The following is a 19,787-nucleotide window of genomic DNA, read 5'->3' as shown; positions in this document are numbered from 1 at the left end:
CTCAGTCGGACAGCGCCACCAGCGCCGGCCACGCACCGGTACCCGCGCGCGAACGCGCGTTGGCGGCGCTTGCGCACGTATCGATGTGGATCGGCTTCTTGCTCGCCGTCAATGTGCACCTGGTCTACGCACTGTGGGGGCTGCTGGGGCTGTGGCTGCTGCCGGGAGCGCAATGGCTGGCGATGCGGCGCGGCCGCCCCTTCGCATGCCGAACATGCGCGCCAGGCCATGCTGCTGGGCATCGGCCTGTCGGTGCTGAGCGCGCTGTTGCTGGCGCCGTGTCTGTTGATCTTCGGCGCCGCGCTGCTGTTCGCACCGCTGCTGATCCTGATGCTGCTGGTGGCGATGTGCCTCACTCTGGGCGCCGCGGCCAGGGCCATGCATGGCCGGCGCTACCGCTATCCGCTGCCGTATGGGGCCGGTCGCTAGCGTGGCGCCCGGCGCGGCGAGGGCGTTCCGCTCTTCGCGAGGTCCGGCGCGGCGCGGCCGGGTCGCTTGACAGCGCTACGCCGGCCGCCGAGAGTGACGCGCCAACGTCTTGTCCTTCACCACCAAAGGAACGGAATACCGATGAGCGAATTCGACAACGTCACCGCCCCGCCGCCGCCGCCGGCCTCGGCAGGGCCGCAGGAAGACCGCACGGTCGCGCTGATCACCCATCTGTCCGGGATCATCGCCAGCTTCATCGTGCCGCTGATCATCTGGCTGATCAACAAGGACAACCCGGCCAAGGCGTTCCTCAACGACCAAGCCAAGGAAGCGCTGAATTTCCAGATCACGGTCGCCATCGCCTGGGCGATCTGCGTGGTGCTCAGCTTCGTGTTCATCGGCGCCTTGCTGATGCCGGTGGTGTGGGTGGTGAACCTGGTGTTCTGCATCCTGGCCGGCGTCAAGGCCAACGAAGGCGTCGCCTACCGCTACCCGTTCGCGTTGCGCCTGATCAAGTAAGCGCACCCGCGACACATCCAAGAAGGCCCGGCCTTTGCGCCGGGCCTTTTTTGTGCCCGGCGGGGAGGTGCGCCGCCGGTTCAAGCAGGTGTTCGGCGCGCATCCGCGTGTGCGCGAATGGACCGGAAGCGCAAATGTTTCGCGGTAGCACTGGGCTGCCCAGACCGAAGAATGGCGGGTGCCGTGGCGACGTCGTGCGGGGGGATCGCGCAAGCACCCGGGCGCCGATGGTCGGCGCCCGGGGCGATCAGGTCAGGGCGAGCCTCAGTTCTGCGACGGATTGTTTTCGGCGAAGTACTCATGGCTGTCGGCGTTCTTCACCGCGCGCGCCGGATTGCTGGTGGCCAGGCTCTTGGCCGAACTCTGGCCGTAGGCATAGTCCTGGGTGCCGGCGACCACGCTGAAATGGCTCATCTCGTGGATCAGCGTGCCGGCCTTGGAGTCGGTGCCGGTCAGCGGCGCGCTCCAGAACGCGTTGCACACGTAGATCTGGTACGGCTGGTCCGGATAGACGTAGGCGTAGGAGCTGTCGCTGCAGCCGCAGTTGATGGTGATCTGCCCGTTGTTCTGGTCGATCGCCGAGTCGATGTTGACGAAGTTGGAGGTGGCGGTGCTGTAGCGGCTGGCGTTGTAGGCGCCGAACCAGGTGGTGTAGCGCGCGCCGGTGCTGCCGCCGTTGAGGTAGGTCTTGGCGTTCTGCGAGTAGGTGCGCGCGGCGTTCACCGCGTTGCCGATGGTGCTGATCTGGCTGGTGCTGCACGAGGCGTAGTTGACGCCGTTGACCACCGCCTGCGGGCCGACCATCAGGTCGTTGCGCACGGCGCGGCCGCGGCCGCCGTCCAGCCACACCGTCAGCGGCGTGCTGGACAAGGTCTGCGGCTCGCCGTCGGCGCGCAGCATGCGCGCGCCATCGGCGAACGCGGCGCCCTGCAGCGGCGTGTCGAGGCGGATGCTGTAGGTGCCGCTGCGGGTCAGGTCGTAGGCGCGGCCCAGGTCGATCTGCGCGTGCCGCACTTCGCCCGGCTGCAGCACCACCATGTCCTCGGCGCGCGGCGCGGCGCGCTTGACCAGGCGCCCGACGTAATCCACCTGCTTGCCGTCGCGCTGGACCTGGAACAGGGCGGCGTCGAGATCGCCCAGCGGCAGTTCCCACTTGGGCACGCGCGCGACCTGCTCGCCGGTGTTGCGGACGGTCACCGCCATCTGGCCGCGCTGCTGGCCGTCGGCATCGGCGACCGGCGTCAGTTCGACCTGCAGCGGCACGGGCGCGCGCGTGAGTTGCGATTGCGCGGTGGCCGCCGAGATGATGCCGACCAGGCTGAAGCCGATCGCTGCCGAGATCCGGGATGCGTGTTTCATGCAGTCTCTCTCCGTGGAAAAGGGGCGCCCCAAGACAGGGGCCGAAGCAAACTAGCCCGGTGCTGCGCGCGTGCACGCCGCGTGCGCGTTTGTCTTCGATTTCGTCCAGAGAAGCGCGCGCCAGGTCTCAGTATCGGCACCGACGGCGCACAGCGCAGCGAGGCACTGTCGCGCTGCAGCGGCATTGCGGCAGCGCCATGCGCTGGCGCAAGGATGGCGTCGCGCTGCGCCGTGTGCGGTGTCCGCGCTTGCGTCGGGGATGCTGCGCGTTGCGCGTGATGGCGGCGACGTGCGTTGCCAAGGCGAAGAAGGTGTCAGGTCGCCAACGGCGTCCTTGCGATCCGCCGCAATGTGCGTGGCTCGGGATGGCCCCGATGACACGCTTTGCCGTGGCCGCCGGACGCGCACCGTCGTCCTGTAGGAGTCAACTGTCATGCCCCAGCGATAACCGGAGGAGCGTACGGTGCCTGATCGCGCGCGATGGCATTGAGCCAGCGCAGGAACTTGTGCATGCAGGCGACGATGGCGACCTTGGCCGGCTTGCCGGCCGCGCGCAAGCGCGCGTAGGTGTTGGCCAAGGGGGATTTGGCGCGGATGCTGGCCCAGGTGGCCATGTACAGCACGCCTCGCACGTCGGCACGGCCGCCTTTGATGCGGCGTTGGCCTTTCCAGCAGCCGCTGTCGTGATTGAACGGGGCCAGCCCGACCAGGGCGGCGAGCTTGCGTGGCGGCAGCGTGCCCAGCTCTGGCAACCGCGCGGCCAGCACTGCGCGCAGGATCGTGCCGAGCCCAGGTACCTTGGGCAAGCTCGAGCAGGTCTTGCCCTGCTGCTCGATCTCCTGCGTCAATGTTTGGATCTGCTGGTTCAGCAGGGCGATCACCTCTCGGCAGCGGTGTTGCACCTTGGCGCTGGTGATGTGCTCCAGGCGCCGCCGATGGGCATCGCGCTGGCCCACCAGGGTGGCACGCAGGTCCAGCAGTTCGCGAAGAGACTGCTGGTGCTCGGGCACCACGGTCGTGGGCGTGGTCGGGATGTGCTGGGCGGCGATGGCCAGCAGGCGCGCGTCCAGGGCGTCGGTCTTGGCCTGCAGGCCCAAGGCTTGGGCTAGCTTGCGCGGACGATCGGCGGCCATCCGCACTGCCGGCAGGGCCGCCTCTCGGAGCACCCGCAGCACGGCATGTTCGTAGCCGCCACTGGCTTCCAGCACGATCCGCTCGCAGCCCAGCGCCGCCAGGCGTTGGGCCAGCGCACGCTGCCCCTGTGGCGTATTGGGTTGGGTCCAGGCCTGCTCGTCCGGCAGGACATGAATGACCAGTTCGGCCTTGGATACATCGATCCCGACATAGCGCCGCATAGACGTTCTCCGCAGTAGACTCAGGAACGAGAGCACTCCTGCCGATGCCCATGCTTGTGGAGTTCGAGCTCGCGACTCGGGCAACTGTTCGGGCTGATGAGGCAGGAGATACGGGGTGCGGCGGCGCTGACTCCTACTCGTGCTTGCTGGCCCTGCGGCTAAATGGCCTGCCGCACTCCGCTCTCACCTACAACGATAGACCCTCATTTGACACAAGCGGCTTCAGCCGCGACTGGCGTTCCCGATGATGCGTGTCGCGGCCGAAGGGTGCCTCTAATAACTGCGGGACGCATCCTGTAGGAGCGGCTCTCTTCATCGCGGGCTCGCTCGCGATCAGTGCCGGCAAGAAATTCCACTGCCGCTGACAGCGCCGCTCCTGCGTGGCAATGCGTGCGGCAACCGCACGCTTCAGCGCTGAGTCAGTGCGCGCGATCGACCGCCAGCCGCGCCAGCGCCGCCAGCGTGTCGGCGGCGGCGCCGTAGCCGTGCAGGCTGTCCTGCATCGCCTGCGCCAGTTCGGCCAGCTTGGCCTTGGCGCCGTCCATGCCCAGCAGGGCGGGATAGGTGGATTTGGCCTGCGCCGCGTCCTTGCCGGCGGTCTTGCCAAGCTGTTCGGAGCTGGCTTCCACGTCGAGGATGTCGTCGCGCACCTGGAACGCCAGGCCCAGCGCGGTGGCGAAGGTGTCCAGCTGCGCGAGCGCGGCGGTGTCGGCACCGCCGCCGAGCGCCCCCAGGCGCACGCTGGCGCGGATCAGCGCGCCGGTCTTCAGCGCATGCATGCGTTGCAGGTCGGCGAGCGCCTGCACGCGGCCGGTGGCGTCGATGTCCAATGCCTGGCCGCCGCACATGCCGGCCGCGCCGGCGGCCTCGGCCAGGGTCTGCAGCCACTGCACGCGCAGCGTCGCCGCCGCGTCCTCGGCATTGGCCAGCAGCGCGAACGCCAGGCTCTGCAGCGCGTCGCCGGCGAGGATCGCGGTGGCTTCGTCGAAGGCGATGTGCACGGTGGGCTGGCCGCGGCGCAGGGCGTCGTCGTCCATTGCCGGCAGGTCGTCGTGGACCAGCGAATAGGCGTGGATCAGTTCCACCGCCAGCGCCGGCGCGTCCAGGCGCGCGGCCTCGGCGCCGAACAGCGCGCCGCTGGCGTAGACCAGCAGCGGGCGCATGCGCTTGCCGCCGCCGAGGGTGGCGTGGCGCATCGCCGCGTGCAGGCGCTGCGGCGCCAGCGTGGCCGCCGGCAACTGCGCCTGCAGGCCGGCTTCCACCCGCTCGCGCCAGTGCGCGAACGCCGCCTCAGCCGCCATGGGGCGGCACGGGATCGAAGGGTTCGGCGCTGTCGGGTTGCTCGGGATCGCTGAGCAGGCGCACGCGCAACTCGGCCTGCTCCAGCGCCTGCTGGCATTGCCGGTACAGGCCCACGCCGCGCTCGTAGGCGCTGAGCGACTGTTCCAGGCTCAGGTCGCCGGCTTCCATCTTCTCCACCAGCACTTCCAGTTCTTCGAGCGACTGCTCGAAGCGGGCGACCGGGGAGGCATCGTCTTGGGACTTCTTGGGCATGGCGAAAGTGTGCGCGGCGGCGGCAGCAGGGTCAATGCGACGCGGGTGCCGCCACCGGCAGCGGGTCCAGCACCAGGCGCGCGGCGTGCGCCTGCAGCCAGGCGTGCAGCGGCGCGGCCAGCAGGTCCGGGCCGGCGGCCAGCAACTGTGTGGCGTCGAACAGCAGCGGCAGCCGCAGGCGCTGCCACGGCGGTAGCGCCTGCGTCTGCAGCAGGTGCTTGAGCGACTGCGACTGCGCACGCCCCGGCAGGCGCAGGCGTTCGCCGCCGCGGCGTGCGCGCACCAGCAGCGGCGTGTCGAAGGCCAGCGTCGTGTCGGCCTGCAGGTGCAGGCGGCGGCCATCGGGCAACGCCAGCGGCGCGCGGCCGTCCCACTGCGCCTGCCAGTCGCCAGGCCAGGGCCTGAGCTCGCGTTCGGCGTACAACGTGTCGCGCCAGCTGCGCACGCAGGCGCCATGCCAGGCGAACTGCGCCGCGGCATCGGCGCGCGGCTGCAGCAGGTCGCGTTCGATCGCGGCCAGGCCGGCCGCCGGCAAGGGCGGCAGCCCGGCCTGCGCGACCCAGCGTCGCAGCACGCGTGCGCGCCGCGCCGCGGGCAGGGCGCGCAGCGCGGCGAGCGGGAGCGGGGCGCCGGGGCGGTCCTGCAGCGCGTCGAGCGCCGCGCGGTCGTCCGCCTCCAGCAGCGCGCCGGCGTCGGCGCACAGCTGCGCGCTGCGGGCGAGGGCGGCGTCGGCATGCGCCCAGCGCTGGCGCAGCAGCGGCAGCACCTGCAGGCGCAGGAAGTTGCGGTCGAAGCCGGGATCGGCATTGCTGGGATCGTCGATCCACTGCAGGCCATGCCGCTGCGCATGGGCGCGCAGCGCGCTGCGCGGTTGGGACAGTAGCGGCCGCCACAGGCGGCTGCCGGCGAAATCGGACAGCGCCTGCATCGCCGCCAGGCCATCCGGGCCGGAGGCACGCAGCGCGCGCAGCAGGAAGGTCTCGGCCTGGTCGTCGCGATGCTGCGCCAGCGCCAGCCATTCGCCGGGTTGCAGCGCCTGCGCGAAGGCGTGGCGCCGCGCCTGCCGCGCCGCCGCTTCCAGGCCGTCGCCGCTGTCGCGCGGGACCTGCACCCGCACCACCTGCAGCGGCACCGCCAGCGCCGCGCAGACCTGCGCGCAATGCGCGGCCCAGGCGTCGGCGTCGGCATGCAGGCCATGGTGCACATGCAGTGCGCGCAGGCCGGCGTCGCGGTAGGCGGGGTGTTGCGCGAGCAGGTGCAGCAGCACGGTCGAATCCAGGCCGCCGCTGAAGCCGATCAGCAGCGGCGCCGGTGCCGGATCGGGCAGTGCGGCGGCGAGGGCGGACAAGGGGGACGTGGAGACGCGCGGAGCCATCGCGTCACTGTAGACGCAAGCGCTTGCCAGCGCGACGCGCGACCAGGGCGATGTCTTTGAGCCTGAGCAGCGTTGTGGGAGGGACTTCAGCTCCGATGCCTTTCAGCTCAACGCGTCGGGACTAAAGTCCCTCCCACAAGAGCCGTTCTCGGCGCTCGGGACTATCCAGACTGCTTGCTCAGCAGGGCGCCCGCTCGATGTCGGTCGCCACGCGAAGCGCGGCCTGTGGCCAGCGCGCGACGGCGTCTGAAACAGCGCAAAACGTTGGCTAGCGTTCTGTGGGAGGGACTTCAGTCCCGACGCCTTTCAGTTCAACGCGTCGGGACTGAAGTCCCTCCCACAAGAGCAGGTATCGGCACTCGGGGCTGTCCCGGATGCTTGCTCAGCCCGGTGCCCGCTCGATGTCTGCCGCCAGCACGCGACGCCCGGCCTGTGGCCAGCGCGCGACGGCGTCTGAAACAGCGCAAACGTTGGCTAGCGTTCTGTGGGAGGGACTTCAGTCCCGACGCCTTTCAGCTCAACCCGTCGGGACTGAAGTCCCTCCCACAAGAGCAGGTATCGGCACTCGGGGCTGTCCCGGATGCTTGCTCAGCCCGGTGCCCGCTCGATGTCTGCCGCCAGCACGCGACGCGCGGCCTGTGGCCAGCGCGCGACGGCATCTGAAACAGCGCGAACGTTGGCTAGCGCCCTGTGGGAGGGACTTCAGTCCCGACGCGGGAATCTCTCACTTCGCGGCCGATGCGCTTCCCGCGACGTCGCGGGAGATGCGTTGCAGAGGACCAGCCTTGGCGACGTTGTCCGTGACAACGCGGCCAGGCCGCGCACGGTGATCGGCTCAGCGCGTCGGCGTCGGCACTTCGCGGTTGTGGCGATCGATGGAGTACCAGCGGCCGCCCTGCATCGACGTATGGCCGTCGGCGTCGGGAGTGCCGGCCCGGCAGCCGTCGCAGACCTGGGCGACACCGTGCTCGAACGGCCAGGCGAAGTCGTGGACCGGCGCGATCACCTCGCGCAATTGCCGGTCGTAGAAGCCGATGCGGCCGTCGACGATGCCGCGGGTCAGGCCTTCAGTGAAACCGTCCGCAGCGTTGTCCCAGGTGATCACCGGCAGGCTGCGGCCATCGGCGCGGACGTAGTAGAACCGTGCGCCGACGCTCAGCAGCGCCAGCCCGTCGCGATCGAAGTGCAGGCGGCGCAGCGCCTGCGGCGTCAGCGCCAGGCGCCCGTCGGCGCCGAGCCGGCAGCCCGGCACTATCGGACGGTCGGTGGTCGGGTCGCCCAGCCGGCAGGTCTCGGCGGCCGGCTGGGCCGTGGCCGCCGGCACGGTGCCGAGCGCGGCCAGCGCAAGGACGCCAGCCGCCATGCGCAGGCGGCCGACGTGCAGCGGTGGCCGGCTCATTGCGCCGTGGCGGCGCTGCTCATGAACGCCGTCGGCTTGGGCAGTTCCACCGGGACGCCGTCGCCGTTGCAGGTGCCGGCCTGGCACAGCCGCGCGCGCAGCGTCGGCGTGGCCTGCACGATCACGTGGTAGATCACGTTCTCCTCCAGGCTGCCGCGGAACGCGGCGCTGCCGGGGCCGCGCGCCCAGATGCCGACGTCGTCGCCGCCGTGGGTCTCGGCCTTGGTCGGCACCAGCGCTTCCTGCATGAAGTCCGGGCTTTCGGTGTCGACGTGGGTCAGGTCCGGGCGGCCGTTGGCCGGCTCGAAGTTGCTCGGCGCATGCGGGAAGGTCTTGACCCCGGCCGGCTGCTGGTTGCTGGCGCCGGTGTAGCCGGGGCCGTTGGCGTAGCTGAGCGTGGCGTAGGGCTGGCCGTTGCCGTCCAGCGCCAGGTCGCCGGTGTTGGCGTCCTCGCCGCTGGTGCCGCGCACCTTGCCCAGGATCGGGTTGCCGCGCTGCGGGTAGCCGACGAAGTTCAGCGTGTGCGAGTGGTCGGCGGTGACGATGATCAGCGTGTCCTCGGCCGAGGTCGCGTCCGCCGCGGCCTGCACCGCCTGCGACAGGGCGATGGTCTCGTCCAGCGCGCGGTAAGCGTTGCCGGCGTGGTGCGCGTGGTCGATGCGACCGCCTTCGACCATCAGCACGTAGCCGTTCTGGTCCTGCGACAGGGTGCGGATCGCGGCGCGAGTCATCTCGGCCAGGCTCGGGTCGCCGTTGGCGCTGCGGTCGCGGTCGTGGTCGAACTGCATGTGGTCCGGCTCGAACAGGCCCAGCAGCGCCGGCGCGTGCTGCGCCGCTTCCAGTTGCCCGCGGGTCCACACGTAGGCGCCCTGCGGATGGCGCTGGCGCCATTCGCCGACCAGGTCGCGGCCGTCCAGGCGCAGGCCGACCTTGTCGTCGTACTCCGGGTCGCGCTGCTCGACGGTGGTGAACTGGCCGCGGCCGCCGGCCAGCATCACCTGCGGGCCGCGCCCGAAGCGCGCGCCGACCATCTGCTGGGCGATGTCGCGGCAGCCCTCGGCGACCGCCTTCTCCGGCAGGTCGGCATCGCTTTCCCAGTTGCGCTCGGGCACGTGCGCGTAGGTCGCGGCCGGGGTGGCGTGGGTGAGGCGGGTGGTGGTGACGATGCCGGTGCCCATGCCGGCGCTGTCGGCCAGTTCCAGCCAGCTCAGCAACTGCTTGCCGAGGCTGTCGGCGCAGGCGTCGCGCTTGCCGGCGGCCACGCCGATCGCGCCCATGTGGGTCTTCACCCCGGTGGTGATCGAGGTCATGGTGCCGGCCGAGTCCGGCGTCTGCGAATCGGTGTTGTAGGTCTTGCTCAGCGCGGTGGCCGGGAACGCCTCCCACGCCAGTTGATTCTCCTCGCCGGAGGCGCCCTTGCGCTGGCCGTCGAGGATGCGCGCGGCGGCGACCGTGGTCAGGCTCATGCCATCGCCCAGGAACAGGATCACGTTCTTGGCCTTGCCGCGCATCGCGCCATTGTTGGCGGCCTTGGCGGCGCCGCTGCGGTACCACCAGGCCGGGGTCTCGCCGGCCGGATGGGCCACGGCGGGGACGACGATCGGCGCGACGTTGGCGCTGGCGGCCGGTGCGTGCGGCGTGCTGGCGCAGGCACCCAGCAGCAGGGTGGAGGCGGCGGCGAGGGCGGAAACGGGAAGGCGCATACGCGGAACGGGTCCTGAACACGAAGTCCCCCGCATTATGCCGGCTGCGACAAGGCACGCCGATGACATGGCGCCTTTCCAGCCATGGCGTCGCCGCTGCTGCCGGGGTGCGCTATCGTGCGAAGCCCCCCCGATCTTTCTGGACAGCGTCGATGAAACTGGTGACGGCCTGGTTACGCATTCCGTTCTGGCAGCGCGTGGTCGCCGGCTTCGTGCTGGGCGCCCTGGCCGGCTGGGCGCTGGGCCCGACCGCGGAAACCTGGTTCAAGCCGCTCGGCGACCTGTACGTCACCCTGATCAAGATGATCGCGGTGCCGCTGGTGTTCTTCGCCGTCATCAACGCGATCTCGGCCCTGCACGGGCAGCAGTCGGTGGCCAAGCTGGGCGGGCGCACCTTCCTGTGGTTCATCGTCACCGCGGCGCTGGCGGTCGGCGTCGGCCTGGCCGTGGGCACCGTGCTGCAGCCCGGCGCCGGCCACCTGAGCCTGCGCGTGGACAGCGCCTGGACCCCGCGCGACGTGCCCAGCCCGGTGCAGGTGCTGCTGGACGTGGTCCCGTCCAACCCGTTCTATGCGCTGACCGGCATCGGCACCAAGACCAATGCCGCCGGCGAGACCGTGCTGGCGGCCGGGCGCGGGTCGATCCTGCCGGTGATCTTCTTCGCCGCGCTGCTGGGCTTTGCCATGGTCAAGCTCGGCGAGCGCGTGGCCGAGGCGCGCAAGCTCACAAAGCAGATGAGCGAGATCATGATCCAGGTCACCCGCTTCGTGCTGGAGATGACCCCGCTCGGCACCTTCGGCCTGATCGCCGCGCTGGTCGGCGGCTACGGCTTCGGCAAGCTGCTGCCGTTCGGCAATTTCGTGCTGGCGCTGTACCTGGCCTGCGCGATCCATATCGTGGTGGTGTACAGCGGCCTGCTGCTGGTGCACGGGCTGAACCCGTGGAAGTTCTTCCGCGGCGCCGCGCCGGGCATGCAGGTGGCCTTCGTCAGTTCCTCCAGTTTCGCCGCGATGCCGGTGGCGCTGCGTTCGATCACCCATAACCTGGGCGTCAACAAGGACTATGCGGCGTTCGCGGTGCCGCTGGGCGCCAGCATCAAGATGGACGGCTGCGGGGCGATCTTCCCGGCGCTGTGCGCGGTGTTCATCGCCCAGTACACCGGCGTGCCGCTGACCGCCAACCAGTACTTCGTGGTGCTGATCGCCTCGGTGCTGGGCAGCTTCGGCACCGCCGGCGTGCCCGGTACCGCGGTGGTGATGGCCACGGTGGTGCTGAGCGCGGCCAACCTGCCGCTGGAGGTGATCGGCTATCTGTACGCCATCGACCGCGTGCTGGACATGATGCGCACCATGACCAACGTGACCGGGCAGATGCTGGTGCCGGTGCTGGTGGCCAAGGAGACCGGCCTGCTCGACCGCGCCGTGTACGAGGCGGCGCCGAGCAATGTCGGCCTGGAAGAACCGCCGGTCGACAGTGCCGGCCAGGTGCGTTGATGCTGCCGTGCGCACGCCTGCGGACAGCCTGCGCGCGCAGCTGCGGCAATTGCCGGGACTGATACTCCACGCGGGTGTGCTGGTGCACGACGCGCTGCCCGACGACCCGTTCGAGCAGCGCTACCTGGAGCTGCGCCGCCGCGAAGGCCGGCTCTACAGCGACACCCAGGTGCGCACGCTGCCGCAGCCGCCCGGCGCGCTCGGCGCCAGCCACGAATGGCGGGTGCGCGCCGAATCCTGCCGGCGCCTGCTGCGCCACCTGCGCGCGCGCGGCGGCGATGGTCCGCTGCTGGAACTGGGCTGCGGCAACGGCTGGCTGGCGTATCGCCTGGCCAGCGGCCTGCAGCGCGAGGTCTGCGGCGTGGACGTCAACCGCACCGAACTGGCGCAGGCGGCACGGGTGTTCGCCGCCGAGCCGCGGCTGAGCTTCGTCGCCGGCGACATCTTTCGCTTGCCGCTGCCGGCGCAGCGGTTCGATGTCGTGGTGGTGCCGGCCTGCATCCAGTACTTCGCCGATCCGCGTGCGCTGATCGCGCGCCTGCTGCAGTTGCTGCGGCACGACGGCGAGCTGCACATCCTCGACAGCCCGTTCTACGCCGATGCGGCGCAGGCCCAGGCCAGCGCCGCGCGCAGCCTGCAGTACTTCAGCGGCCTGGGCCACGCGGATCTGGCGCAGCACTATCACCAGCACACCGACGCGGCGCTCGACGGCATCGTGCTGCGCCGTCTGTTCGATCCGCGTCGGCTGTCGGTGCGTTGCCTGCGCGCGCTGCGCTGGCGCCAGCCGCATTTCCCGTGGCTGTGCGTCCGCAAGCGCGACAACCTGGCGTTGGTCGCGGCGTAGCCGACCGCGTCGACCGCCGGCGTGCGGCGGCGTGCGGCAGCGGCACGCTGGCGGCGTCGCCGCTCGGCGCAGCGCGGCACTGCGCACGGCCGATGCGCTGTGGCGCTGGCCGGCTGGTTCTCCCCAGCGCATGGTCGCAAGGCGTCCTGCTGCGCCTCCGCAGGCGCGCCACTGCCGGCGGTGCGGCGTGCGTGCCGGCGCCGCTACAGCGCGTCCAGCTTGCGCCGTTCGCGTTGCAGGTCTTCGGCGCTGAGCGGCACGTACCCTTCTTCCGAATCGCGCTGCGCCTCCAGGATCGCCTGGCCTTCCCGCGACAGCGCCAGCCGCAGGTACTCCTTGACCAGTGGCGCGAGCGGACGATCGGGGGCACGGTCCACATAGAACTGCACGGCGGCGGACAGCGGGTAGCGGCCCTGCCGCACCGAGGCATGGTCGGGGCGGTGGAAGGCCTCGCCCGGTGCGTCCGCCAGCGGCAGCACGCGCACCTGCGACGACACCGCCATGGCGTCGATCCAGCCCAACAGACCGATGCCGCAGGGATCGGTGGCCACGGCGCGGATCACCGCCTCGCGCGAGGGCAGGGGCTCGTACTTGAGTGCGAACGGCCGCCCACCCAGGCGCGCGATGCGTAGGCCGGTGGCGAAGCCGCCATCGTCGCGCAGGCCGTAGGCGTGGATCCGGCGCTCGGCGCAGACGCCGCCCAGGCCTAGCTGCGACCAGGTGGTGAGGTCGCCGCCGGCGTGGCCATCGGTGAAGATCCGCGCGACCTGCGCCAGGGTCAAACCGGGCAGTGGATTGTCCGCATGCACGTAGACCGCCGGCGGGGTCTTGTGCGGCGGGCGCGGTCCGTAGCCGTTGTAGCCGATGCGGACCGGCGTGGCGTCGTAGCCGTGCAACTGGCGGAACGCGGCGCGGTCGCCGGGCCATATGTCGCGGGTCAGCGGCGCGAACAGCGTGGCCCCGGCGGCCAGCGCCGGCATGCCGGTGGACGAGCCGCGCATCACGGTGGCGAAGCGCACGTTGGGGTGGTGACGGACGAACAGTGCATTGAGTCGGTCGATGACCTCCTGCATGCCGTCGTTGCCGACGATGGTGACCGCGCCGTCATGGCTCAGGTAGGAAGCGTCTGCCGGTAGCGCGATCGGGCGCGCTACGTCGGCGGGAAGGTCGCCGGCGGTCGCGGCGACGGGGCACGCGAGCAGCAGCAACGACAGCAGCAGGAACGGCAACGGAACGTGGGGCCTGGTCATGGTGGTCAGTCGAGTTTCTCGCGTTCGCGGCGGGCTTGCTCGGCGGTCAGCGGCAGGTAGCCGCCCGACTGTGTGGCGATGATGGCCTGGCCCTCGCGCGACAGCACCAGGCGCAGATACGCCTGCGCCAGCGGGTCCAGCGGCTGCCCGGGCACGCGGCGCACGTAGAAGTGCAACCACCGGCCCAGCGGGTAGTCGCCGTCCACCACCTCCTGCGCGGTGCCGGCCAGCGCGCGCCCGCTGTGCAGGCCGAGCAGCGGCAGCTGGCGCACCTGCGCATTCTCCAGCCCGATCGCCGCCACGGCGATGCCGTCGGGGTCGGCGGCCACGTGCTGCAGCAGGCTGGCGCTGTCGGATGCGTATCGGGTGCGCGGCGCCAGCGCCCGGACGTGCAGGACCTCCCGCTGCAGCCAATGGCCGAAGCCGCTGTACTCCGGCGTGGCATAGGGCTGGATCGCGCGGCTGCCCCAGTCTCCGTCCAGGCCCAGCTGGCTCCAGTGCGACACGTCGCCGTCGGGATTGCCCACCGCCAGCACCTGCGCCAACTGTGCCAGGCTCAGCTGCGCCAGCGGGTTGCGCCGATTGACGTACACCGCCAGTGTCGTCGCCAGGCCGCCGGCGGCGCTGCCGGCGGTGTGCGCCACGCGGATGTCCAGCGGCTCGGTGCCGACGATCTTGCGGTACGGCACCTGTTCGATCGGATTGATCGCCCGGCCCATCGGCGCGAACAGGGTGCGCCCGAACATCAGCAGCGGCACCGCGCTGCTGGTGCCCTGGCCTTCGTCGGCGAACCGCACGCCGGGATGGTGGCGCGCGAGCAGTGCATTGAAGCCCTCGACCATGGCCTGCACGTGTTCGGCCCCGGCGATGCGGACGGCGCCATCGGCGCGCAGGTACGGCGCCGCAGCGTCGACGCGCACGGCGCGGGGGACATAGGCAGGCAACGCCGCATCCGGCGTCGGCGATGCGGCGGGGGCGGTGTCCGGCGTGGCCTTGGCGGCGCCCACGCTCGCGAGCAGCACGAGCAGCGAGCGCATGGACCAGCGATCGGCACGCCTCACAGGTCGATCTTGAGAGTGAACTTGAGCGTACGCGGCGCGCCGGCGGCCAGGCGGGTACCGGCGCCGGCCCAGTAGCGCTTGTCGGCGAGGTTGTCGACGTTCAACTGCCAACTGGTGCGCCGCGCGAACAGCGTCGTGACGTAGCGGCCGCCCACGCTCAGCAAGGTGATGTCGCCGAGCCAGGCCTGGTTGAGGTCGTTCACCGGGCGGCGACCGGTGTAGTAGGCGCCGCCGTTGAGCGAGAGCCCGGGCAGCGTGTCGAAGGCATAGGTCAGGAATGCGCTGCCGGTGCGGCGCGCGGCGTTTTCCGGCAACTTGCCGTCGTAGCGCGGGCCGATCTGCGCGAAGCGCGGGTCCAGCCACTGCGCCGAGGTCTGCCAGCCGAGCTGGCGGGTCAGCTGGCCCTGGGTGGACAGCTCGATGCCGGTGTAGCGCTGCTCGCCGTCGGCGGTGAACACGTTGTCGCTGTTGGTGTAGTAGCCCGGGCGGCGGATGTCGAACAGCGCCGCCGAGAGCAGGGTGCCGCCCGGCGCCTGCCAGCGCAGGCCCAGTTCCTTCTGCTTGCTGACGCCCGGCGCCAGGCGCTGGTTCTCGTTGGCGGTCCCGGCGGGCGCGGCCTCGCCTTCCTCCAGGCCTTCGGCGTAGGAGGCGTAAAGCGACAGGGTGTCGCCCAGTTTGTAGATGCCGGCGAGCAGCGGCGTGGTCTCGCTGGCGGTGTAGTGCGCGCTGCCCTGGTCGCTGCGGTACCGCGCGTAGCGCAGGCCGGCGATCAACTGCCAGTTCTTCCCGAAGCGCATGCGGTCCAGCGCGTACAGGCCGGTGTCCTCGGTGTCCAGCGCCGCGGTGGTGGGCGTGGTCGGGCGGGCGCCGTAGCTGACCTTGGTGATCACGCGCGGCGCGTACAGGTTTTGCGAGGCGATGACGTAGTTGCTCTGGTAGATCGGATCCTGGCCTTTGTCGGTGCGGCTGGTGCCGAGCGTCAGCTCGTGCGCGATCGGGCCGCTGGCGAACGTGCCGAACAGCTCGGCGCGCAGCAGATCCGAATCCACCGCGTGGCGCTGCAGGTTGCCGCGGATTGAGCCCTCGCCGCTGGCGACGCCGGCGTTGTTGGCGAAGCGGAAGATCGCCAGGCGGCGATCGCGCGCCATCTCCGAGTGGCCGGCTTCCACCGTCAGCGCCCAGCCGTCGGCCAGCGCGTAGTCGGCGCGCAGCAACGCGTTGCGCGTGGTGGCGTCGAAGTCCGCCCAGTCCGGGCCGACCAGGCGGGTGGGATCGACCGGGTGCGGCAAGGTGATCGTGCCGCCGACGGCGGTGGGCAGGTTCACCGCGGCCTGTTCGGTGACCCGGCGGCGGTCGTACTCGACGTCGCCCTTGAGCAGCAGCCGATCGCCGATGCGCCAGTCCAGCGCGGCAGACAGGAAGCGGTGGCTGCCGTCGCCGACCCCGTCCAGGTACGAGCCCAGTGCGCCGCCAGCGGCATTGACGCGCACCCCGACCTGGCGCTCGGCACCGAAGCGGCGCGCCACGTCGACGCTCCCCACCGCCGTGCCGTTCTGGTCCAGCGTCAGGCCGACGCGGGTGACCGGGGTGGCGCCGGCGCGCTTGGTGACGAAGTTGACCACGCCGGCCGGCGAGGTGAAGCCGTAGTAGAGCGCCGAGGCGCCCTTGAGCACTTCCACGCGCTCCTTGTCCTCCAGCGGCACCTGCGAGAAGTTCATGATCGGCATCGCGCCGTTGAGCCGGTAGTTGGTCCGGTTCTCCACCGCGATGCCACGGATCACCAACTGGTCCCAGGTATCGCCGCCGTTCTGTTGCCGGGTGACGCCGGCGGTGTTGCGCAGCGCATCGTAGAGACCGCCGGCGGCCTGCAGGTCCAACGCCTCGCGGGTGACCACGTTGACGGTGGAAGGCACATCCAGAATGTCGGCGCCGCGGAAGCTGCCGGCCTCGACGGTGCGCGGGTTCAGTCCGGTGGCACGGGGGGCGGTCACCGTGACCGTATCCAGCACCGTGGCGCTGTCGTTGTTCGCAGACGCGGTCTGCGGGGCCAGCGCGGGGCCGAACAGGCACAGTGCGCACAGGGGAAGTTGGCGAGGCGAACGCGTGCGGGGCATGGTGTCGATGGCAGGTGTTTGCAGCGCCCTGTCGGGTCCTGACGACCGCCCAAGGCGTTGACGATAGAAGGGGAGGGGAGACGGCTACGGCGCGTGATCGCGGCAATAGCTGAGTGAAATATTAATGATAATAATTATCAATTGCAATGTGATGCATTGCTCGGCACGCGCGGGGAATTTTCGCTGCGATCGATGCGGCCGGCGCCGCCCGCGCATGGCAGACTGCGGCCTCCTCCCCTGCATGGATTTCCGATGAGCGGCACGCAACGCGAACTGACTTTCCGCTTCCTGGCCGAGCCGATCGACGTCAACTACGGCGGCAAGGTCCACGGCGGCGTGGTGATGAAGTGGATCGACCAGGTCGGCTACGCCGCCGCGGTGGGCTGGAGCGGCCATTACAGCGTGACCGTGGCGGTGGGCGGCATCCGCTTCGTTTCGCCGATCCGCATCAGCGACATGGTCACGGTCAGCGCCAAGCTGGTCCACACCGGCACCAGCAGCATGCATTTCGCCATCGAGGTGCGCGCCCGCGATCCGATGGGCGGCGAGCCGCGCCTGTGCACCCATTGCATCATCGTGTTCGTGGCCCTGGACGGCGTCGAAGGCCGGCCGACTGCGGTACCGGCCTGGCATCCGGCCACGCCGGAAGACCATCGCCTGGCCGAGTACGCGCAGAAGGTGATGGAGCTGAGCAAGGGCATCGAGGACACCATCGCCCACTACCACGGCTGAGGCCGGGGCTTATACGCGCCAGTCCGCCGGCGCGGTCCGGCGGTCGCCGTCGAACAGGCGGCCGCCGTGCATGTCCAGTTCCTGCTGCGCCAACGCCAGCACCGGCGTGCAGTCAGTGCTGGCGAACAGGGCGGCGAAGGCCTGGTCGAAGCGTGCGCCCAGGGCCGGGTCCATTCGTGCCAGCAGGCGTGGAACCCACTTGCCGCTGCCGTACCAGTGGCCGCGCCCGCGCAGCGCCAGCTCCGCCAGGCGCGGATGCAGCAGGGCGCCGATCGCGACGATCTCGGCGGCGCTGCGCTCGCCGCACAGGTCGTCGATCAGGTCGGTGATTTCGTAGCGCAGCGCGTCCCGTTGCGCCGGCGTCAGCGGCGTTGGCCCGGCCTGCAGCCGCGCGGCGACCTGGCCCTGCAGCGCGCGGGCCGCGTCCGTCGCGGTGCCGACGATGGTGCCCTCGGCGATCATGTGCAGCAGGCTGGGGCGGCCGCGGGCGGCATCGTCATCGAGGAACCAGGCCAGGGTGCCCGGATCGTGCACGAAGGCCTCGACCGGTACGCCCTCGGCCAGGAACGACTCGCGGTGTGCGGCCGGCAGGCTGTCGTAGACCACCACCAGGTCGATGTCGGACAGGTGCGTGCCTGCACCGCGCAGGATCGAACCGGCGGCGAAGCCGAAGGCGGCGCCGGCATAGCGGGCGGACAGCAGCGATTGCGCGATCGCCAGTGCCTGGGCGGGCGTGGGCAGGGTGGGCGTGGCCGGCATCAGCGCAGCGCCTGCCGGTGCGGCCAGGACGTGGCCTGGCGACGGCGATCATCGGCACGGCAGGGGCGCAGGGCGGGCGAGGGAAGTGGTGTCATCGACATCCCGGTGACGCGATCGAGGCGGACCAGCTTAGCGTGCCGGCGGACAACGCGGACGGCGGCGATGACGCTCCAGGCGGGCCGCGCGGAACCGCAGCGGCAATGACGGCGAATAAAAAAGGCCGCTGTCGCCAGCGGCCTTTCTTCGCCTTGCATACAGACGGGGCGGCTTACATCGCCACGCGGCGCGCCTGCACGAACTTCTCGCCCCAGTAGCCGGAGGTCAGCGTGTCCACGCGCACGTCCTTGCCGCGGCTGGGGGCGTGCAGGAAGCGGCCCTCGCCGACGTACAGGCCGACGTGGTCGACGCGGCCCTTGCGGCCGAAGAACACCAGGTCGCCCGGGGCCAGCGCGTCGCGGTCCTTGATCAGCTGGGCGTTGGCCTCGCGGGCCATCTCGCGCGACACACGCGGCAGCTCGATGCCCAGCGCGGTACGGAACACGTAGCCGACCAGGCCGCTGCAGTCGAAGCCTTCGGTGTCCTCGCCGCCCCAGCGGTACGGGGTGCCCAGCAGCGCCATGGCGCGCTTGAGCACCGACTGCACCTTGTCGCCGCCCGGCACCACGCCTTCGCGCGGGATCGGCTGGGATACGTCGTAGTTGGCCAGCAGGCGGCTGATGTCGCCGGCGAACATCGCCGAGCGGTCCATCAGCGGAATGGTGTCGTTGGCGGCCAGGTGCGGCAGCAGGGCGGCCAGGGTGGCGGTCGCGGCGGCGTCGGCCTTGCTGCGCGACGGCGCGGATGCCTGGACAGCGGCGGCCGGCTTGGCCGAGGCGGTGACGGTAGCGGCCTGCGCGGGCGCCGGAGCGGTGGTCGCCACGGCGCTCACCGATGCTGGAGCGGGGGCGACGGTGGCGATCGCTTCCGGGACGACGGTGTCGGTGGAAGCGGACTGGGCCAGGGCCGGGAGGGCCGTGAAACAGAGCGAGGCGGTGCAGAAAAGACGGAAAGCGGTCCGGCGGGGAACGGCGGGCTTGCCTGGAGAGGTCTTGGCTTCGGTCGTCACGCTTGGATCACAAAATAAAACGATGGGGGATCATGCCCTGCTGGCGGCAAGAGAAAGTTCAAATAAAGTTAAATTTCCGTAATTATGAATGTGGGTGAAATCACAGTTCAGTGCAAAACCCGTTTCGCGCCGGTGTAATGGTCCCGCCAGTAGGCCCCGTCCAGCGAATCCAGGCGGACCGTTCCGCCGGTGCTGGGGGCGTGCACGAAGCGGCCTTCGCCGACGTAAATCCCGACGTGCGTCACACTTCCTGCGCTGCCGAAGAACACCAGGTCGCCGGTGCTCAGGCGTTGCGGGTCGATCCGCGGCCCCTGCACGGCGGCCAGCTCGCGCGAGGTGCGCGGCAGCCGCAGGTCGAGCATGTCGCGGTAGACGTAGGCGACCAGGCCGCTGCAGTCGAACCCGGACTCGGGGGTGTTGCCGCCGTAGCGGTAGGGCGTGCCGACCAGGCCCAGCGCGCGCATCAGCACCGCGTTGGCCGCGCCCGGATCGGCCGGCGCCACCTGCGGCCAGTCGCGCACCGCCACCGGCGCCGGGCGGGTGTGGCGGACCTCATGGCGTCCGCAGGCCGCCAGCGCGGCGGCGCACAGCAGCGGAAGCCACCACGGGAGCGCGCGGCGGCCGCGCGGCGAAACTGGCGTGTTGTGCATGGAGCCGGGATAATGCGCGACCTCAGAAGGCCGCCATCATGGCGGCGCTCCCGGCGGCCGACAAGCCGCCCATCCCGTCTGCCCCC

18 protein-coding genes are annotated in these 19,787 nt (G+C 70.7%); 5 read left to right on the top strand and 13 right to left on the bottom strand.

From position 1 onward, the window contains the following. Window positions 1-228 precede the first annotated feature (228 nt). Window positions 229-429 (top strand): hypothetical protein, encoded by a 201-nt coding sequence (locus AC1PME_RS14070; RefSeq protein ID WP_481096191.1) that lies wholly within the window; start codon window positions 229-231, stop codon window positions 427-429. A 141-nt stretch (window positions 430-570) separates the two neighbouring features. Next, window positions 571-948 carry a DUF4870 domain-containing protein gene (locus AC1PME_RS14065; protein ID WP_254458597.1) on the top strand — a complete coding sequence of 126 codons (378 nt, stop codon included), beginning with the start codon at window positions 571-573 and terminating at the stop codon, window positions 946-948. A 264-nt stretch (window positions 949-1,212) separates the two neighbouring features. Here the strand turns inward: AC1PME_RS14065 and AC1PME_RS14060 are convergent, their stop codons facing one another. The 7 genes from AC1PME_RS14060 to AC1PME_RS14030 all read right to left on the bottom strand — a co-directional run bounded on the left by AC1PME_RS14060 (window position 1,213) and on the right by AC1PME_RS14030 (window position 9,693). Further along, window positions 1,213-2,307, bottom strand: coding sequence for a M35 family metalloendopeptidase (locus AC1PME_RS14060; RefSeq protein ID WP_481096190.1), 1,095 nt, complete (start codon window positions 2,305-2,307; stop codon window positions 1,213-1,215). A 431-nt stretch (window positions 2,308-2,738) separates the two neighbouring features. Continuing rightward, on the bottom strand, window positions 2,739-3,662 hold the full coding sequence (locus AC1PME_RS14055) for an IS110 family transposase (RefSeq protein WP_481096189.1): 924 nt from the start codon (window positions 3,660-3,662) through the stop codon (window positions 2,739-2,741). A gap of 419 nt (window positions 3,663-4,081) precedes the next feature. Next, the gene (locus AC1PME_RS14050) at window positions 4,082-4,963 is read right to left on the bottom strand and encodes a polyprenyl synthetase family protein (protein ID WP_481096188.1); all 882 of its coding nucleotides are present in this window, start codon (window positions 4,961-4,963) and stop codon (window positions 4,082-4,084) included. Continuing rightward, on the bottom strand, window positions 4,953-5,216 hold the full coding sequence (locus AC1PME_RS14045) for an exodeoxyribonuclease VII small subunit (protein WP_017909613.1): 264 nt from the start codon (window positions 5,214-5,216) through the stop codon (window positions 4,953-4,955). The genes AC1PME_RS14050 and AC1PME_RS14045 overlap by 11 nt, the downstream gene beginning before the upstream one ends. Before the next feature lie 31 nt (window positions 5,217-5,247). Beyond that, complete coding sequence (gene tilS / locus AC1PME_RS14040; RefSeq protein ID WP_481096187.1) at window positions 5,248-6,591, bottom strand: tRNA lysidine(34) synthetase TilS; 1,344 nt, start codon at window positions 6,589-6,591, stop codon at window positions 5,248-5,250. An 835-nt stretch (window positions 6,592-7,426) separates the two neighbouring features. Then, entirely contained in the window at window positions 7,427-7,990 is a 564-nt protein-coding gene (locus AC1PME_RS14035; protein ID WP_481096186.1) for a WG repeat-containing protein, read from the bottom strand. Next, a complete protein-coding gene (locus AC1PME_RS14030; RefSeq protein WP_481096185.1) occupies window positions 7,987-9,693 on the bottom strand; it encodes an alkaline phosphatase in 1,707 nt (568 codons plus the stop codon). The genes AC1PME_RS14035 and AC1PME_RS14030 overlap by 4 nt, the downstream gene beginning before the upstream one ends. Before the next feature lie 152 nt (window positions 9,694-9,845). Here AC1PME_RS14030 and AC1PME_RS14025 point away from each other — a divergent pair, with 152 nt between their 5' ends. Together AC1PME_RS14025 and AC1PME_RS14020 are read left to right on the top strand one after the other, a co-directional pair. After that, the gene (locus AC1PME_RS14025) at window positions 9,846-11,186 is read left to right on the top strand and encodes a dicarboxylate/amino acid:cation symporter (RefSeq protein WP_481096184.1); all 1,341 of its coding nucleotides are present in this window, start codon (window positions 9,846-9,848) and stop codon (window positions 11,184-11,186) included. A 7-nt stretch (window positions 11,187-11,193) separates the two neighbouring features. After that, the gene (locus AC1PME_RS14020) at window positions 11,194-12,030 is read left to right on the top strand and encodes a class I SAM-dependent methyltransferase (RefSeq protein WP_481096183.1); all 837 of its coding nucleotides are present in this window, start codon (window positions 11,194-11,196) and stop codon (window positions 12,028-12,030) included. 203 nt (window positions 12,031-12,233) lie between these two features. Here AC1PME_RS14020 and AC1PME_RS14015 read toward each other — a convergent pair whose 3' ends face one another. The 3 genes from AC1PME_RS14015 to AC1PME_RS14005 are packed head-to-tail and all read right to left on the bottom strand — an operon-like array spanning window position 12,234 to window position 16,455. Further along, the gene (locus AC1PME_RS14015; RefSeq protein WP_481096182.1) at window positions 12,234-13,280 is read right to left on the bottom strand and encodes a PstS family phosphate ABC transporter substrate-binding protein; all 1,047 of its coding nucleotides are present in this window, start codon (window positions 13,278-13,280) and stop codon (window positions 12,234-12,236) included. Between the two features lie 5 nt (window positions 13,281-13,285). Beyond that, window positions 13,286-14,317: a PstS family phosphate ABC transporter substrate-binding protein gene (locus AC1PME_RS14010; RefSeq protein ID WP_481096181.1), complete on the bottom strand. Its 1,032-nt coding sequence runs from the start codon at window positions 14,315-14,317 to the stop codon at window positions 13,286-13,288. Window positions 14,318-14,337: 20 nt separating this feature from the next. After that, window positions 14,338-16,455 (bottom strand): TonB-dependent siderophore receptor, encoded by a 2,118-nt coding sequence (locus tag AC1PME_RS14005; protein WP_481096180.1) that lies wholly within the window; start codon window positions 16,453-16,455, stop codon window positions 14,338-14,340. A gap of 252 nt (window positions 16,456-16,707) precedes the next feature. On the opposite strand from AC1PME_RS14005, the gene AC1PME_RS14000 reads away from it, so the two are divergent. Continuing rightward, window positions 16,708-17,187, top strand: coding sequence for an acyl-CoA thioesterase (locus tag AC1PME_RS14000; RefSeq protein ID WP_254458586.1), 480 nt, complete (start codon window positions 16,708-16,710; stop codon window positions 17,185-17,187). A gap of 9 nt (window positions 17,188-17,196) precedes the next feature. Here the strand turns inward: AC1PME_RS14000 and AC1PME_RS13995 are convergent, their stop codons facing one another. From AC1PME_RS13995 to AC1PME_RS13985, 3 genes are all read right to left on the bottom strand, one after another. Beyond that, window positions 17,197-17,946, bottom strand: coding sequence for a nucleotidyltransferase domain-containing protein (locus AC1PME_RS13995; RefSeq protein WP_307551453.1), 750 nt, complete (start codon window positions 17,944-17,946; stop codon window positions 17,197-17,199). A gap of 268 nt (window positions 17,947-18,214) precedes the next feature. Beyond that, complete coding sequence (locus AC1PME_RS13990; protein WP_481096179.1) at window positions 18,215-19,051, bottom strand: C40 family peptidase; 837 nt, start codon at window positions 19,049-19,051, stop codon at window positions 18,215-18,217. 107 nt (window positions 19,052-19,158) lie between these two features. Beyond that, window positions 19,159-19,701 carry a C40 family peptidase gene (locus tag AC1PME_RS13985; RefSeq protein WP_254458583.1) on the bottom strand — a complete coding sequence of 181 codons (543 nt, stop codon included), beginning with the start codon at window positions 19,699-19,701 and terminating at the stop codon, window positions 19,159-19,161. Between the last annotated feature and the right edge of the window lie 86 nt (window positions 19,702-19,787).

It is taken from the genome of Xanthomonas sp. NCPPB 901 (genome assembly GCF_056725085.1).
This window is presented reverse-complemented; position numbering and strand designations above follow the sequence as displayed.

What these genes read in the sequence shown, in the direction of transcription:
- AC1PME_RS14070 (WP_481096191.1), top strand. Translation starts at nt 229, where the DNA reads ATGCTGCTGGGCATCGGCCTGTCGGTGCTGAGCGCGCTGTTGCTGGCG.
- AC1PME_RS14065 (WP_254458597.1), top strand. Translation starts at nt 571, where the DNA reads ATGAGCGAATTCGACAACGTCACCGCCCCGCCGCCGCCGCCGGCCTCG.
- AC1PME_RS14060 (WP_481096190.1), bottom strand. Translation starts at nt 2,307, where the DNA reads ATGAAACACGCATCCCGGATCTCGGCAGCGATCGGCTTCAGCCTGGTC.
- AC1PME_RS14055 (WP_481096189.1), bottom strand. Translation starts at nt 3,662, where the DNA reads ATGCGGCGCTATGTCGGGATCGATGTATCCAAGGCCGAACTGGTCATT.
- AC1PME_RS14050 (WP_481096188.1), bottom strand. Translation starts at nt 4,963, where the DNA reads ATGGCGGCTGAGGCGGCGTTCGCGCACTGGCGCGAGCGGGTGGAAGCC.
- AC1PME_RS14045 (WP_017909613.1), bottom strand. Translation starts at nt 5,216, where the DNA reads ATGCCCAAGAAGTCCCAAGACGATGCCTCCCCGGTCGCCCGCTTCGAG.
- tilS (WP_481096187.1), bottom strand. Translation starts at nt 6,591, where the DNA reads ATGGCTCCGCGCGTCTCCACGTCCCCCTTGTCCGCCCTCGCCGCCGCA.
- AC1PME_RS14035 (WP_481096186.1), bottom strand. Translation starts at nt 7,990, where the DNA reads ATGAGCCGGCCACCGCTGCACGTCGGCCGCCTGCGCATGGCGGCTGGC.
- AC1PME_RS14030 (WP_481096185.1), bottom strand. Translation starts at nt 9,693, where the DNA reads ATGCGCCTTCCCGTTTCCGCCCTCGCCGCCGCCTCCACCCTGCTGCTG.
- AC1PME_RS14025 (WP_481096184.1), top strand. Translation starts at nt 9,846, where the DNA reads ATGAAACTGGTGACGGCCTGGTTACGCATTCCGTTCTGGCAGCGCGTG.
- AC1PME_RS14015 (WP_481096182.1), bottom strand. Translation starts at nt 13,280, where the DNA reads ATGACCAGGCCCCACGTTCCGTTGCCGTTCCTGCTGCTGTCGTTGCTG.
- AC1PME_RS14010 (WP_481096181.1), bottom strand. Translation starts at nt 14,317, where the DNA reads ATGCGCTCGCTGCTCGTGCTGCTCGCGAGCGTGGGCGCCGCCAAGGCC.
- AC1PME_RS14005 (WP_481096180.1), bottom strand. Translation starts at nt 16,455, where the DNA reads ATGCCCCGCACGCGTTCGCCTCGCCAACTTCCCCTGTGCGCACTGTGC.
- AC1PME_RS14000 (WP_254458586.1), top strand. Translation starts at nt 16,708, where the DNA reads ATGAGCGGCACGCAACGCGAACTGACTTTCCGCTTCCTGGCCGAGCCG.
- AC1PME_RS13995 (WP_307551453.1), bottom strand. Translation starts at nt 17,946, where the DNA reads ATGCCGGCCACGCCCACCCTGCCCACGCCCGCCCAGGCACTGGCGATC.
- AC1PME_RS13985 (WP_254458583.1), bottom strand. Translation starts at nt 19,701, where the DNA reads ATGCACAACACGCCAGTTTCGCCGCGCGGCCGCCGCGCGCTCCCGTGG.